12 protein-coding genes are annotated in these 14,489 nt (G+C 65.2%); 3 read left to right on the top strand and 9 right to left on the bottom strand.

The features are described from left to right. From AC5JJ6_RS19160 to mtoX, 5 genes are all read right to left on the bottom strand, one after another. A partial coding sequence (locus AC5JJ6_RS19160) for an NAD-dependent epimerase/dehydratase family protein (protein ID WP_496043587.1) occupies window positions 1-683 on the bottom strand: 683 nt, incomplete at its 3' end. Between the two features lie 192 nt (window positions 684-875). Beyond that, on the bottom strand, window positions 876-2,528 hold the full coding sequence (locus AC5JJ6_RS19155; protein WP_496043586.1) for an acetolactate synthase large subunit: 1,653 nt from the start codon (window positions 2,526-2,528) through the stop codon (window positions 876-878). A gap of 224 nt (window positions 2,529-2,752) precedes the next feature. Then, a complete protein-coding gene (locus AC5JJ6_RS19150; RefSeq protein ID WP_496043585.1) occupies window positions 2,753-4,360 on the bottom strand; it encodes a right-handed parallel beta-helix repeat-containing protein in 1,608 nt (535 codons plus the stop codon). A gap of 183 nt (window positions 4,361-4,543) precedes the next feature. Continuing rightward, on the bottom strand, window positions 4,544-5,263 hold the full coding sequence (locus AC5JJ6_RS19145) for an SCO family protein (RefSeq protein ID WP_496043584.1): 720 nt from the start codon (window positions 5,261-5,263) through the stop codon (window positions 4,544-4,546). Between the two features lie 16 nt (window positions 5,264-5,279). Next, window positions 5,280-6,650 carry a methanethiol oxidase gene (gene mtoX, locus AC5JJ6_RS19140; RefSeq protein WP_496043583.1) on the bottom strand — a complete coding sequence of 457 codons (1,371 nt, stop codon included), beginning with the start codon at window positions 6,648-6,650 and terminating at the stop codon, window positions 5,280-5,282. A 339-nt stretch (window positions 6,651-6,989) separates the two neighbouring features. On the opposite strand from mtoX, the gene AC5JJ6_RS19135 reads away from it, so the two are divergent. Next, window positions 6,990-8,078 carry a branched-chain amino acid aminotransferase gene (locus tag AC5JJ6_RS19135; RefSeq protein WP_496043582.1) on the top strand — a complete coding sequence of 363 codons (1,089 nt, stop codon included), beginning with the start codon at window positions 6,990-6,992 and terminating at the stop codon, window positions 8,076-8,078. 209 nt (window positions 8,079-8,287) lie between these two features. Here AC5JJ6_RS19135 and AC5JJ6_RS19130 read toward each other — a convergent pair whose 3' ends face one another. The 4 genes from AC5JJ6_RS19130 to AC5JJ6_RS19115 all read right to left on the bottom strand — a co-directional run bounded on the left by AC5JJ6_RS19130 (window position 8,288) and on the right by AC5JJ6_RS19115 (window position 12,432). Beyond that, entirely contained in the window at window positions 8,288-9,310 is a 1,023-nt protein-coding gene (locus AC5JJ6_RS19130; protein WP_496043581.1) for a TRAP transporter substrate-binding protein, read from the bottom strand. 84 nt (window positions 9,311-9,394) lie between these two features. Continuing rightward, window positions 9,395-10,426, bottom strand: coding sequence for an L-idonate 5-dehydrogenase (locus tag AC5JJ6_RS19125; protein WP_496043580.1), 1,032 nt, complete (start codon window positions 10,424-10,426; stop codon window positions 9,395-9,397). A gap of 25 nt (window positions 10,427-10,451) precedes the next feature. Then, window positions 10,452-11,219 (bottom strand): SDR family oxidoreductase, encoded by a 768-nt coding sequence (locus AC5JJ6_RS19120; RefSeq protein WP_496043579.1) that lies wholly within the window; start codon window positions 11,217-11,219, stop codon window positions 10,452-10,454. A gap of 10 nt (window positions 11,220-11,229) precedes the next feature. Next, window positions 11,230-12,432, bottom strand: a complete 1,203-nt coding sequence (locus AC5JJ6_RS19115) for a mandelate racemase/muconate lactonizing enzyme family protein (RefSeq protein WP_496043578.1) — start codon at window positions 12,430-12,432, stop codon at window positions 11,230-11,232. Between the two features lie 183 nt (window positions 12,433-12,615). On the opposite strand from AC5JJ6_RS19115, the gene AC5JJ6_RS19110 reads away from it, so the two are divergent. Beyond that, window positions 12,616-13,401: a GntR family transcriptional regulator gene (locus AC5JJ6_RS19110; protein ID WP_496043577.1), complete on the top strand. Its 786-nt coding sequence runs from the start codon at window positions 12,616-12,618 to the stop codon at window positions 13,399-13,401. Continuing rightward, window positions 13,398-14,378 (top strand): 2-hydroxyacid dehydrogenase, encoded by a 981-nt coding sequence (locus AC5JJ6_RS19105; RefSeq protein ID WP_496043576.1) that lies wholly within the window; start codon window positions 13,398-13,400, stop codon window positions 14,376-14,378. Before AC5JJ6_RS19110 ends, AC5JJ6_RS19105 begins: the two co-directional genes overlap by 4 nt. Window positions 14,379-14,489 lie beyond the last annotated feature (111 nt).

Raw genomic sequence — 14,489 nt, 5'->3', positions numbered from 1 at the left:
AGCAGCAGCTTGCACAGGTCGGCGTAGTCCTGGATGTGCAGGTTGGGCCGAAGCTGCTCGCCGCCGAACACCAGGATACGGCCGTTGGTCACGGCATGGTTGGTCAGGATGTTGACGGACAGGTCGAGGCGCTGGCGCGGGCCGTAGCCGCAGACCGTCGCGGGCCGGTAGATCACGCCGACGAAACCGTCGTCCGTGTGCTTCTTCAGGACGGTTTCGCACTCCCCCTTGTACTTGCTGTAGAGGGTGAGCGGCAGCAGCGCGTGGTCTTCGGTGACGTCGGGCTGTTCCGACACGCCATAGACCGAGCTGCTGGAGGCGTAGACGAACCGCCTGACCCCGGCGGCCTTGGCGGCGGCGACCATCGGCTCGAAGGCGTCGAAGTTGATCGTGGTCGACAACTGCTCGTCCAGCTCAAAGCTGGCATCGTTGGAGATGCAGGCGAGGTGGAGGACCGCCTGATGGCCGGCCATGGCGGCGGCCAGCTTGGCGGTATCCCTGATATCGCCCTGCACGACCGTCAGGTCAGGGTGATCCTTGGGCAGAAAATGGCCGCCGAAATACAGGATGTCGTAGACCGTCACCCTGTAACCGAGATCCAGCAATTGCGGCACCAGCAGACTGCCGCAATAGCCGGCGCCTCCGGTCACGAGAACCGAGTCGAACCCTTTGATCACGCTCATTTTTCGATCCTGCTCAAATTCGCCCGGGCAGCTGCCGATTGGGAACCTGTTGAGCCGGAGCGAAGCACGGCAGGAATTGAAATTTGGTTAACGAGTCGTTGCCTGGGCTAAACCTGCGGCTGATGCACGACGCCGCTTCGACGGCATCGGCGCCGCTGGTCTCGACGGTGCCGATCAGCCTTCGGGTTCGGATCAGCCTTGCGCGGGAGACGCCTGATCCCGGTTGCGCAGTTCGTCGACCAGGACGCGGGTATTCTCGGAGTAGTCCACCGGAACGGTGACGAGGTGGACGCCGCCGGCGCCGAAGGCCTTGTCCAGCGTCGGGGCGAGTCCGTCGGCCGTCTCGACCCGCCATCCCGTGGCGCCGTAGGCGTCGGCGTATTTCACGAAATCGGGATTTCCGAAGGTCAGGCCCCAGTCGGCGAAATCGTCCACCGCCTGCTTCCAGCGGATCATGCCGTAGGCCTTGTCCTCCAGGATCAGCACGACGAGGTTCAGCTTAAGCCGGACGGCGGTTTCCATCTCCTGCGAGTTCATCATGAAGCCGCCGTCGCCGCATACCGCCAGGACGCGGCGGTCAGGATGCAGCAGGGCCGCCATCATCGCCGAGGGCAATCCCGCGCCCATGGTCGCCAGCGCGTTGTCGAGCAGCAGCGTATTGGCGACATGGGTGCGGTAGTTGCGGGCGAACCAGATCTTGTACATGCCGTTGTCGAGCGCCACGATGCCGTCCTCGGGGATGACCTGCCGGACATCGTGGACGATGCGCTGGGGCGTCAGCGGGAAGCGGCTTTCGGTCGCCCGGTCCAGGATGCGGTCGAGGATCTGCTTCCGCAGCGGCGCCAGCGCCGACGCCGTCTTGAGCTTGCCTTCGAGCCGGTCGGCCAGCAATGCTAGGCTGGGGCCGACGTCGCCGACCACCTCGGCATGCGGGAAGAACACCTGCTCGACATTGGCGGGGATGTAGCCGACATGGATCACCTTCGGCCCCCGCTCGCCCATGATGAAGGGCGGTTTCTCGACCGTATCGTGACCGATGGCGAGGATCACGTCGGCCTTGTCGATCGCGTCGTGGACGTAGTCGCGCTCCGACAGCGCCGCCGTGCCCATGTAGAGGTTGGAGCCGGCCCCGACCGAACCCTTGCCGGTCTGGGTCGTGAAGAACGGGATCTGGGTGCGGCGGACGAAGTCCGACAACCCGGCGGCTAGACGCGGGCGGCTGGCGACCGCTCCCATCATGACCAGCGGGCGTTCGGCCCCCAGGATCATGGCAGCCGCGCGGTCGAGCGCCGCCTTCGGCGCTACGGGGAGTTCGATCGGGTGCGGCGGCACCATCGCCAGATCGGGCACTTCTTCTCCGGCGATGTCTTCGGGCAGTTCCAGGTGGACTGGACCGGGACGCTCTTCCATCGCGACGCGGAAGGCATCGCGCACCAGCGTCGGGATGACGGAACCGCTGACGATCTGGCGCGACATCTTGGTCAGCGGCTTCATGGCGGCGACCACGTCGACGACCTGGAAGCGCGCCTGCCGGCTCGACAGGATCGGCTTCTGGCCGGTGATCAGGATCATCGGCATGGCGCCCAGATGGGCATAGGCCGCCCCGGTCGAGAGGTTGAGCGCCCCCGGACCGAGCGTGCTGATGCAGACGCCGGGACGGCCGGTCAGCCGTCCGTGGGTGGCGGCCATGAAGGCGGCGGACTGTTCGTGCCGGGTCAGCACGAGCTCGATGGAGGAGCGGCGGAGAGCTTCGACGACATCGAGGTTCTCCTCGCCGGGGATGCCGAATATCCGGTCGACCCCTTCGTTTTCGAGACAGCGTACCAGCAGCTCTGCGGCGTTCATGGCCGGGACTCCCTTGGAAAGATCGCCGGGGGTCACGCCGCCCTGGAGAGGCCGGCGGTGACGTCGGCAGGCAGGTCGAGCGGCGCGTTGGCGCTGTCCAGGAACGGACCGGACCTCCTTTATCGCTCGATAAACAGGTTAGCATGGGCAACGCCGAAGAGGCAGCTATTGCCGCATGCGCACCTGCGGAGGAGGCGTGAGAAGCCATGGCGCCGGCTCCGCACTCAGATCAGGATGCTGCTGAGCGGCATGTGATAATCGACGCCGGCCAGCGTCACCGAGGCAGTCCCGTGCTGGATCACCATGTCGTCCGCCGCCGTCCTGGCCACCGTGACCCCTGCCGCGTCCATGTCGATGAAATCGACGCCGACCTTGAAGCCCCGGATCAGGTCGTGGCCGGCGTTGGAGATGAACGTGTCGGCTCCGGCGCTTGCGGTCAGGATGTTGTCCAGGGCGTTGCCGGTCACCTTGGCGCCGCCCGGTGTCACGATGACGAGGTTCTCGACGTTGTCGGCGAGGGTGTATTCGTCGGTCCACAGCAGCACGGTGTCGCGTCCGCCTCCCACGGCTTCGACGACGGTATCGTATTTGGAGCCGACCACGTAGCCGTCGTCACCGCCGAGGCCGGTCATCCGGTCGATGCCGCTGCCGCCGTCGATGTGGTCGTTGCCCGAGGTGCCGGTCAGCGTGTCGGCGGCACCGGTGCCGCCGATGCTCCTGGTCGCCTGCGCGCCGTCTTTCCAGTCATGGACGGCAGTGTCGGTCTTGACGCCGGTCGGGGGCGTCGATCCCGAAGCCGCCGCATACATCTTCAACGCGTTGGGCCCGAGAGTCGAAGCGTCGAAGGGCGCGGTCATGCTGTTTCCGCTGTTGACGCTGACCGATCCGGATGCCGCATACAGCCATTTGACCTGGGACACGTCGTTGTTCACGATCTGGAAGTTCTTGGACGCGTAGCCGAGGTTGTCGGTTCCGACATGCACGTTCCAGAGCGTGCCGGTTCCGCTCAGCGCGTTCTCCTTGACCACGCTGTCGACCGCGCCATAGGCGTTGACCGCCTGCTTGGCGGCGGAGACCTTGTTGTCCTGGACGGTCACGCCCTTCGCCTGGTAGTTGAGGCCGACCGGAAAGATCGACCCCGGCCTGTCGCTGAAACCGCCGACCAGGATGCCGTCGGGCACGCCATGGACGTAGTTGTTCAGGATCTTGACGTTCTGGGTCCCGGCCTTGACGACGATGCCCGACAGGCCGCGCACGTCATAGACGTCGTTGTTGGCGATGACGCCGGTCCGCATATAGACGTTGTCGATCCCTTCCTGGGTGGCGATGTTGTGAACCGTGTTGCCGGTGATCGCGATGCCGACCGTCTGCGCCGTCTTGATGCCGTCGTATTTCTGGCCGTAGACGTGGTTTTCCTCGATGACGATGTTGGTCGCCATGTTGGTCAGGTTGGTGCCGCCCTGGGTGAACTTGATGCCCTCGGTGCCGCCCGAAAGCTGGAAACCCTTGACCACCACATTGTCCATGCCATAGCCGTAGACCACTGGAAGTCCGGCATTCGCCGCCTTGATGGTGGCGGAACCTTCGCCGTCGGCGGAGACCAGCCAGATCGGCTTGTCGGTCGTGCCGCTTTTGGTGATCTTGACGTTCTCGGTGTAGGTGCCGGCCTTGACCATGATCGCGGTCCCCGGCGCCGAGGCATTCACGGCCGCCTGGATGGTCTTGTAGGGAGAGGATGCCGAACCGGTCGCCGTCGCGTTGTTGCCGGTCGGAGAAACCCACTTGATGGCGATTGGCTTGGCGTTTTCGTAGGGAACTACAGTTGCCGCCAAAGCAGAAATGCCGAGTGGTAGATATGCCATTTCACAAGCCCTATAACTCCAATTTGGAGGTAAAGGCTCGCAAGATTTATTACCTATTTAGTTTATGCGCAAAAGAGGTAGACAGGAAAGCTCAAAATTGACACAGCTGCGCAGCATCTTCTTCTACCGCTTCCCCCCGCCCGGTATGGCCGGTCACTGTCCGGCGCTTTCCTCCAGCGCCAGCGTGCGGATATCGGCCAGCACCAGCCGGGGATCGAGGAAGTCCAGGCTGTAGATGTTGCGGATCTTCCGGTTCCGGTCGATCAGGTAGACCCGGAGCTGATGGGCCAGGGGACCGCCCGTATCCCCAGGCGCCGGGTTGGCCAGCACCCGCTGGCCGTAGGCGGCCAGGATTTCCCCTAGCGAGCCCTTGTCGCGGGCGGTCAGGAACGGCCAGTCCGCTTCGCCGCCGGTCCTCAGCGACTGCGCCTGGAGCGCCATGACAGCCGGGGTGTCGTGGTCGGGGTCGAAGCTCATGGTGATCAGGCGCAGGATGCGCGTAAGCGCCGGGTCGGCGGCGGCCGCCTCGTGCAGGTCGCGCATCAGGGCGGTGCCGAGCGGACAGATGTCGGTGCAGCGCGTGTAGATGAAGCTGAGGACGGCGATCCTTCCCGCCATCAGCCCATGGAGCCGGCGCTCCGTGCCGGTTTCGTCCAGGGCGGCACCGTCCGCCGCCTCGCCGAGCGGCGGCAGACGGTAGCTTCCCGGTTCGGGCGGGTCGTAGTCGAAGCCGGGGGGCCGCGCCGATTGCGCGGGAGGACTGCCATGGCCGTGGTCGTGCGCCGGACCGGCGACGGCGCCTTGCGCGCCCGCCAGGAACGCCATCGCCGCGCCGAACAGCAGCGGCAGCACCATGCCAGGATGCCTCGGCAAGGCCGGTCCTCCCGGATCAGTTGGTGTAGAGGCTGTCGGCGCCCAGGCGCATGATGTGCGCCCGGCCCAGCTGCCGTTCCTTGAAGTCGATGGTGAACCGGTGGTGAAGCTCCCGCCCGTCCCAGTCGTAGCCCTTGATGAACTGCTCGTCGTCGGCGCCCTTCTTGTCCCAGTTCGCCAGCAGCGACGTGGTGAAGTAGACGCGTTTGCCGTCCCAGCTTTGGGAGACCATGTTGACCTGGGCACCGATCTTCTGTTCATGGATCTGCTTCGGCGCATGAGGGTCGGCGACGTCGAAGACCCTGACCTTGCCGTCCATGAAGGTGTCGACGAACAGGGTCTTGTCGTCGGCGCTGAGGCTGATATCGACCGGCAACGGGATGTCGGCCGGGTTGCCGATATCGGCGACCGGATCGGCGTGCCACTCGCCGCTGCCATCCTCATGGATCAGCCAGATCTTCGAGGTCAGCGCCGTCGTCGTGAAGGCGTAGTTGTGGTCGGGACCCCAGGCCCAGCGGATCTCCAGCGGCGCTCCCGGAACATGGAACACCTTGCGCGGCTGGCGTTCGTGGAAGTTCCACAGCACGACGGTCTGGCCGAACCGCTTCATCGCTTCCGGGTCCTGCACCAGCTTGCCGAAATCCATCATGTAGTTGGCCTTGCCGGTGAAGGACGAGGTCAGCATGACGTTCTTGCGCGGCAGGACGCGCTGGTCGTAGCCGTAGCCGTCGGCGACCTGTTCGACCTGCGCGCCGCGCGGGTCCTCGGCGGTCGGCATCCAGTGGGTCGCGAGGAACTTGCCGTCGCTGGTGTATTCCACCAGGGCCGTGCGCCCGCCTTCGTCCTTGGCGTTGGACAGGCCGGACATCAGCATGCGGCCCGGCAAGGCATAGGCGCCATGGGGACCGACGACGCCGCCGGTCGCCTGGACGAAGTCGTCGATCGTCCGCTCCAGCCTGGGTTTGCCCGGATCGGTATGGATGTCGAAGATGAAGATCCTGCTGGTATCCAGGCCGCTGGCCCAGAAATAGCGCCGGTCGTCGGTGAATCCGCCGTGATGCGCCTCGTTGCGGCCGCCGACCGATGTGCTGGAAATCACTTGGCCGTAGGTCGGGGAACCCGGCCGGACATCGACCGTCACCAGCTTGTCGGAGCCGTCGCCCAGCCCCTCGACGCCGAGGGTCCAGACATAGACGTAATCTTCCTGGCCGGTGATCTTGGGCATGAAGGGTGACATGCAGGTCTCGTCCGCCCGGGCGGGTGCCGGGGTCAGGACAGAGGCGGCGGCCAGAAGAAAGCCGGCCGGAATGACCGTCGCGGCCAGACCGCCCGCGCAAGCCAGCCGGCGCCGGATGAGATCGGCAAGAGATCGTATCGAGGATTCCATGGTTCCCCTCCCCGGATCTTGTTTCATCGCTGCCGCGACCGAAAAGGAGAATTTTAATATGATGTGAGCTTCGCGTCGATTTATCTTAAGGTTCCTGCCGGGATACGCCGCCCTGCTAATACTTCATTTTCCGAAAGGCCGAAGTGAACGGAGTGGCATGCGCATGGCTGGCATTGCGCAGATAAGTATCGCTTCGGCGGCTTCGGCACGGCATTTATTGCGGTGATGACATCGCCCGGCATATTGAAGGCATTGGAGACAGGCCCGCGAAAGCCTACAAGGACGTGGACATGTTCGCTTTGAAGCCAGATCGCGATAGTGGTTCAAGAGGAGAGGATTTTGGATAACAAACCGGAGTTTCGTGTCGCCCCCAGCCCGAACAGCGTGCCGGGAGCCGAACGCGCGCGGATTCTGGAAAATCCGGGGTTTGGCAAGGTCTTTACCGACCATATGGTCACGGTATCCTGGGATCTCGACAAGGGCTGGCATGACGCCTCCGTGCGGCAGCGCGCGCCCTTCCAGCTCGACCCCGCCAGTGCCGTCCTGCATTACGCCCAGGATATTTTCGAAGGGATGAAGGCCTACCGGACCGGCCACGGGACGATCACCCTGTTCAGGCCGGAAGAAAACGCCCGCCGGTTCCAGGCCTCGGCCAAGCGCATGGCGATGCCGGAGATCCCGGAGGAGCTGTTCCTGGAGTCGATCGAGCAGCTGGTCCGCATCGACCGCGAATGGGTGCCGTCCGGCGACGGCAGCAGCCTCTACATCCGTCCGTTCATGTTCGCGAGCGAAGCCTTCCTCGGCGTGCGCCCGGCGCACAGCTACATCTACTGCGTCATCGCGAGCCCGGTCGGCGCCTATTTCAAGGGCGGCGAAAAGCCGATCTCGGTCTGGATCTCCGACGCCTTCAGCCGGGCGGCCCATGGCGGCACGGGTGCTGCCAAATGCGGCGGCAACTATGCCGGCAGCCTGCTGGCCCAGGCCGAAGCGGCGCAGCACGGATGCGATCAGGTCGTGTTTCTGGACGCGGCGGAGCACCGCTGGGTCGAGGAACTCGGCGGCATGAACATCTTCTTCGTGATGGACGACGGCAGCATCGTGACGCCGCCGCTCGGCACGATCCTGCCGGGCATCACCCGCGCCTCGCTGATCCGGATCGCGCGCGATGCCGGCATCACCGTCGAGGAAAAGGCCTACTCGTTCGACCAGTGGCAGCAGGACGCCGCCAGCGGTCGCCTGAAGGAAGCTTTCGCCTGCGGCACCGCCGCGGTCGTAGCCCCGATCGGCAGCGTCCGCCATGCCGGCGGCGAGTTCTCCATCGGCGGCGGCGGGGTCGGCGCGGTGACCCACGACCTGCGCCAGAGGCTCGTCGGCATGCAGCGGGGATCGCGGGAAGACGTCTACGGCTGGCTTCACTCGATCTCCTGAGCAGGAGCGGGCATCCGCAGTCGACAGTTGGAATGGAAACGGCCGCGCCATGCCATGGCGCGGCCGTTTTCGTTTCTGAGGTTTCTGGAAATGCGGCGGCGTTACAACAGCAGCATTAAACATTGACCGGTCAGGAGCGTTAGATGTCGGGCCTCTTCAGCCCGACATCTTTGCCGGAATCTGCCGGGCGATCTTCAATGCCGATGGCGTTACTTCGCCGACCGCACCTTCTGGATTTCGGCGTTCAGCTCTTCCACGAGCGCCGTGTTGATGGTCTTCTCGTGCTTCTCGATGACCGGCTTCAGCTTGTCGCGCATCCGCGACCGTTCTTCCGGCGAGACGTCGGTGATCGTCATGCCGAGGGTCTTCAAGGTCTCCGCCGCTTCGGCGTCCATCTTGCGCGACACCTCGCGCTGATAGGGCTTCGCTTCGTTCGCAGCGTCCATCAGGATGGCGCGCTCGTCGTTGGAGAGCTGGTCCCAGAACTTCTTGCCGGCCAGCACCAGCAGCGGCGAATAGGCGTGGCGGGTGTTGGATGCGTATTTCTGGACGTCGTAGAACTTGTTGGTGTCGACCGAGATGAACGGGTTCTCCTGGCCGTCCACTGCGCCGGTTTCCAGCGCGGTGTAAAGCTCCGGGAACGGCATGGGGATCGGGTTGGCGCCGAAGGCCGAGAAGGCATCGATGAAGACCGGGATCTGCTGAACGCGGATCTTCAAACCCTGGATGTCGTCTCCCTTGGAGATCGGCCGCTTGCTGTTGGTGAGGATGCGGAACCCGTGGTCCCAATAGGACAGGCCGATCAGTCCTTTGCCCGGAAGCTTCTCGATCAGCTTCGTCCCGACGGGACCGTCGAGCACGGCGTCCACCTCCTTCGCGTCGTCGAACAGGAAGGGCGTGTCGAAGATGCCGAAGTCCTTGTCCATGCCGGTCAGAAGCCCGGTCCCCATCATCGACATCTCGATGGTGCCGCCTTGCAGCGACGACGCCACGGCCGCCTCGCCGCCCAGCACGCCGCCCGGATAGAGCTTGACGTTCAGCTTGCCGCCGCTCTTCTTGCTGGCGAGTTCGGCGAACCGCTTGGCTCCCAGATCATGCGCCGACCCCGCCGGATTGACGAAGGCCAGCTTGATGGTGCGGCTCTTGACCTCCTGCGCCGATGCCGACAGGGCCGGCAGGACCGAGCAGGCGACCAGGGCAGCAACGAGGCCCGATTTCAATAAGCTTTTCATACTTCCCCCCTTGTACCGGTGCTTCCCGAATGGAGCCGGCCGGTCGTTCGTTTCATCGATTTTGACTGCGTGTCCCGGCGGCGGTCAGAACGCCAGCTGCACCTTCATCGCGCGCGACCGGTCGGACGCCAGTTCGAAGGCTTCGACCGCCTGCCGGAACGGCACCGTCTGGCTGACCAGCGGCTTCACGTCGATCAGGCCGCTTCCCATCAGGTCGACGGCAAGCTGGAATTCCTCGTCGAAGCGGAAGGTCCCGCGCAACTGGATCTCCTTGGCCACGATCAGGTTGATCGGCAGTTTCATGTCGCCGCCAAGGCCGAGCTGGACGACGGTCCCGCCGGGCCGCACCGCGTCGAGCGCGCCGCGCAGCGCCGCCTCGTTGCCGGAAGCCTCGAACAGCACGTCGAAGCTGCCCTTGTCCTGGGCATAGGGAGCGAGCGCATCCGGGTCCGCCGCGACGTCGATCGCGCGGGTCGCCCCGACCTTTTCGGCCAGCGCCAGCGGAAACGCGCTGATGTCGGTCGCGACGATCTCCGCAGCACCGGCGAAGCGGGCCGCCACGACCGAAAGCGCTCCGATCGGGCCGCATCCCGTCACCAGCACCCGCGCCCCCATCAGCGAACCTGCCCGCTTGGCGGCATGCAGGCAGACCGCCAGCGGCTCGGCCATCGCCGCTTCGGCCATGGTCATGCCCGATGCGATCGGAATCGCCTGCTTCTCGTCGACCGTCAGGTTCTGGCGGAAACCGCCCTGGACATGGGGAAAGCGCATGGCGCTGCCGATGAAGCGCATGTCCAGGCACTGGTTATGCTGGCCGGCGCGGCAGTAGCGGCACTGGTCGCACGGGCGGCTGGGGTTCACCGCGACCCGCACGCCCGGCCTGACGCGCGAAACTTCGGCCCCGACCTTCTCGACCGTGCCGGCGATCTCGTGGCCGAGCGCCATCGGTTCCCGTATCCGAACCGTGCCGAAGCCGCCGTGATGGTAGTAGTGCAGGTCGGAGCCGCAGATCCCGCCGGACTCGATCCGGACCTGGACGTCGCGCGGACCCAGTTCGGTATCCGCGATTTCCTCGACCCGAAGGTCCTTGGGAGCATGGATGACAACGCCGAGCATGGAAATTCCCTCCGGTAGCCGGGCTTCAGAGCACCGCCAGCATGCCGCCGTCGACATAGACGATCTGGCCGTTGACGTAGTTGGATGCGGGTGACGCCAGATAGACGACGGTGCCGATCAGCTCGTCGGGCTTGCCCCAGCGTTTGGACGGCGTACGGCCCTTGACCCAGGCATCGAAAGCCGGATTGTCGACCAGAGCCTGGTTCATGTCGGTCAGCATGTAGCCCGGCCCGATGGCGTTGGCCTGGATGCCATGTCCCGCCCACTCCGCCGTCATGGCGCGCGTCAGCATCTTGATGCCGCCCTTGGCGACGGTGTAGGGCGCGACGGTGGCGCGGGCGAGTTCGCTGGTCAGCGAGCCGATGTTGACGATCTTGCCGCGACCGCGCGGGATCATCCGCTTCGCCGCCTCGCGGCCGATCACGAAGGCGCTGGTCAGGTTAGCCTCGATCACCTTGCGCCATTCGTCGGTCGCAAGCTCGACCATCGGCTTCCGCAACTGGATGCCGGCGTTGTTGACCAGGATGTCGATCTCGATGCCTTCGGCGTCGAACCGCTGGAAGGCGGCAAGCACCGCCGCCTCGTCGGTGACGTCGAAGCGGGCTTCATGGACCGTGTACCCTGCCGCCCGCATCTCCCCGACGGCGGCGGACAGGCGGCCCTGGTCGGAACCGTTGAGCACGACGGCGGCGCCGGCGGCGGCCAGCCCTTCGGCCATCGCGCGGCCAAGTCCGCGCGACGATCCGGTGACGAGGGCGGTGCGGCCCTCGAGCGAAAACAGGTTGGTGGACATCGTCAATTCCTCAGGCTGCTGCCGAACGGCGCACGGTGAGATCGGAACGCTCGAACACGGCCGGCAGCAGTTCGGTGCCGAGGCCGGGGCCTTCCATCGGGTAGACGTAGCCGTTCTCGATGACCGGGACCTCCGTAACGAGTTCCTTGTACCAGCCGGTATAGAAGGCCCGGACCGATTCCTGGATCAGCGTGTTCGGCTGGCTGAACGAGGCATGGACGGCGGCGGCGAAGCCGACCGGCCCGATGCAGTCGTGCGGCGCGAAGGGACGGTGGTAGGTTTCGGCCATCGCCGCGATCTTGCGCCCTTCGGTCAATCCGCCGGTCCAGCACAGATCGACCATGACGACATGCGCCGCATCCCGGTCCAGCATTTCCTTGTAGGGGTAGCGCGAACCCAGCGTCTCGCTGGCGCAGACCCAGACATCGGTCGAGCGGGCGTATTCCGCCAGCGCCTGCGGCGAGTTCATCCGGATCGGGTCTTCGAACCATGTCGGCGAATAGGGTTCCAGCGCCTTGGCGATCTTCTTGGCTGTCGGCAGGTTCCACAGCGAGTGGAACTCGACCATGATCTCCATCTTGTCGCCGACCGCCTTCCTGATCTTCTCGAACGGCTCGACCGCCTTCTTCATCTGTTCGGCGGTGATGAAAAGCCCGTGGTTCTCGATCGCGGCGGGATCGAACGGCCAGATCTTCATCGCCGTGATGCCGCTTTCCAGCAGGTTTTCCGCCAAGGCGTCGGCGCGGTTCATGAAGCCGTCGAGGTCCTCGAACGGTCCGCCGGCCACGCCCAGGTTCCAGTTCGACACCGGCTTGATGTTGGTGGAGCGCACGTATTTGTAGCCGGCGCAGGTGTTGTAGATCCGCGTCCGGTCGCGGCACAGGCCGCCCAGCATCTGGTGGACGGGCTGGCCGCAGACCTTGCCGAAGACGTCCCACAGCGCGATGTCCACGGCGGAGGCCGCCCGGTACTCGGCACCCGTGGACGACTGCGCCATCGGCAGGTTGACCATGTCGCGGTGGATGGCTTCGATATGCAGCGGGTTGCGGCCAAGGAGGCGCCCGGCCAGCGTATCGTGGATATGCGCCTCGACCGCACCGGCGCCGTAGAACGTCTCGCCAAGTCCGATGATGCCGCTGTCGGTATGGACCCGGACCCAGATGACGTTGGAAAACTCCTCGGTCCTGAGCGTCTCGATGGACGTGATCTTCATCGTTGTTTTTCCTCCCCCCACGAGCCGGTGGAGCCTTGCAGCAGCGGTTACCACCGTGTGGCGCGGACTATATGCGGACTGGTAAAATATCACAACATGTTTTAAAAGGTCTGCCAGACTGATGTCGTGGTCCCGATACCGGGATCAGGGTCCCGCTTCGCAGGCATTTCAAAGGAGGCATGCATGGCCGGACGTAAACGGGCGCTGCCGAAACTGGTCGAGGCCGGTCGGGGCGAAGCGGCGCCGCCGCGCCGCCAGAACCGCGTGAACCTGGTCGAACTTGCCTATGAGCGCATCGAGGATCTTATCGTCAACTGCGAGCTGAAGCCCGGCCGGTTCCTGGCGATACAGGATCTTCAGGAGATGACGGGGTTCAGCCGCACGCCGGTCCATCAGGCCGTGACCCGGCTGGCCAACGATACGCTCATCCTGGTCCGGCCCCGCCACGGCGTCCAGATCGCCCCGATCGACCTTGCCCGCGAGCGGGTGCTGTTGCAGTTGCGGCGCGACCTGGAGCGTTTCGTCATCCGCCTCGCCGCGGAAAAGTCGAGCCCGACCCACCGCAACCAGCTTCTCCACGTGGCGCGGGTGCTCCGGGAGCGGCGCGACGGCATGACCGCCGGCGAATTCAACGTGCTGGACCGCAGGATCGACCGGCTGATACTGACGGCCGCCGCCGAGCCGTTCCTCGAGCACACGATGCGCCCCCTGCACACGATCTTCCGCCGCATCGGCTGGATCCACCACACCCACATCAAGGGCGACGCCAACGTCCACACGACGATAGACTGCCACCTCGCCGTACTGGACGCCGTCGCCAACCGCCATGTCGCCCAGGCGATGACGGCGTCGGACGCGCTGATCGACTTCGTCGACAGCATGTTCGATACGATGGAGCGCGAGGTCGATCCCTCTCTGCTCGATTGCAGCCTGGAACCGCTTATTCCCAATCCCCGCAAGGACACATGATGCTGATCGTCTTCCACGGTGAAAACGCCTCCTCGTTCAGCCCGGGCTTTGCCGGCCTTCTCGATGTCGATGCCGAGATCGCCGTGCTGCCGGACGAGCTTTCGAGCGAAACCGACCGGCGGACCTATGCCGCCGCCGACGTGATCGTCGGGACGAAGTACGGCGGCACGCTGCCCACGCCGGCCAAGCTGAGCCTGTTCCACGTTCCCGGCGCCGGCTACGACGCCGTCGATCTGGACGCTCTTCCGGCTTCCGCCGATGTCTGCAACTGCTTCGGACACGAGCAGGCCATCGCCGAATACGTCATGGCGGCGCTGCTGGCGCGGCACGTCCCGCTCGCCGATGCCGACAGCCGCCTGCGCAGGGGCGACTGGCGATACTGGGCGGGTGCAGCCGAGCGCGTTCATGACGAGCTGGCGGGGAAGACCGTCGGCCTGCTGGGGTTCGGGCATATCGGCAAGGCCATCGCCACCCGCGCCAAGGCGTTCGAAATGACGGTCCACGTCGCCAACCGCAGCCCGGTGGCGGCATCCCCGCTGCTCGACCGGCCCTTCCCGCTGAGCGACCTCGGCGGCTTCTGGGGGAGCGCCGACTTCATCGTCGTTTCCGTTCCGCTGACGGACGGGACCGCCGGCATCGTCGGGGCTGACGCCTTCAAGGCCATGAAGCCGTCGGCCGTCGTCTTCAACGTCGGGCGCGGGCCGACGATCGACGAAACGGCGCTTTACGAAGCGCTGACGGCAGGACGGATCGCGGGCGCCGTGATCGACACCTGGTACCAGTACCCGAAGCCGGGCGAGAACGGCGTATTGCCGTCAAGGCTGCCGTTTCACGAGCTTCCCAACGTGGTCATGACCCCGCACATGTCGGGATGGACGCATGGCACCATCCGCCGCCGCCAAAAGACGATCGCGGACAACATCCTGCGCGGCATCCGGGGAGAACCCCTCGTCAACGTCGTAAGGCAGCGGGCCTGATACTAGGAGCCGAAGAAGTTGACCGGTGTGGACGCTCCTGCCGTCCGTCGGTCTGGAGCGAAGCGGCAGCCGGCAAGCAGGCGCGTCTATGTCGGCTGCCGCTTCGCTTTA

It is taken from the genome of Skermanella sp., from assembly GCF_059503625.1.
This window is presented reverse-complemented; position numbering and strand designations above follow the sequence as displayed.

Excerpts from the sequence above, each read along its gene's own strand:
- AC5JJ6_RS19155 (WP_496043586.1), bottom strand. The coding sequence starts at position 2,528 with ATGAACGCCGCAGAGCTGCTGGTACGCTGTCTCGAAAACGAAGGGGTC.
- mtoX (WP_496043583.1), bottom strand. The coding sequence starts at position 6,650 with ATGGAATCCTCGATACGATCTCTTGCCGATCTCATCCGGCGCCGGCTG.
- AC5JJ6_RS19130 (WP_496043581.1), bottom strand. The coding sequence starts at position 9,310 with ATGAAAAGCTTATTGAAATCGGGCCTCGTTGCTGCCCTGGTCGCCTGC.
- AC5JJ6_RS19125 (WP_496043580.1), bottom strand. The coding sequence starts at position 10,426 with ATGCTCGGCGTTGTCATCCATGCTCCCAAGGACCTTCGGGTCGAGGAA.
- AC5JJ6_RS19120 (WP_496043579.1), bottom strand. The coding sequence starts at position 11,219 with ATGTCCACCAACCTGTTTTCGCTCGAGGGCCGCACCGCCCTCGTCACC.
- AC5JJ6_RS19115 (WP_496043578.1), bottom strand. The coding sequence starts at position 12,432 with ATGAAGATCACGTCCATCGAGACGCTCAGGACCGAGGAGTTTTCCAAC.
- AC5JJ6_RS19110 (WP_496043577.1), top strand. The coding sequence starts at position 12,616 with ATGGCCGGACGTAAACGGGCGCTGCCGAAACTGGTCGAGGCCGGTCGG.
- AC5JJ6_RS19105 (WP_496043576.1), top strand. The coding sequence starts at position 13,398 with ATGATGCTGATCGTCTTCCACGGTGAAAACGCCTCCTCGTTCAGCCCG.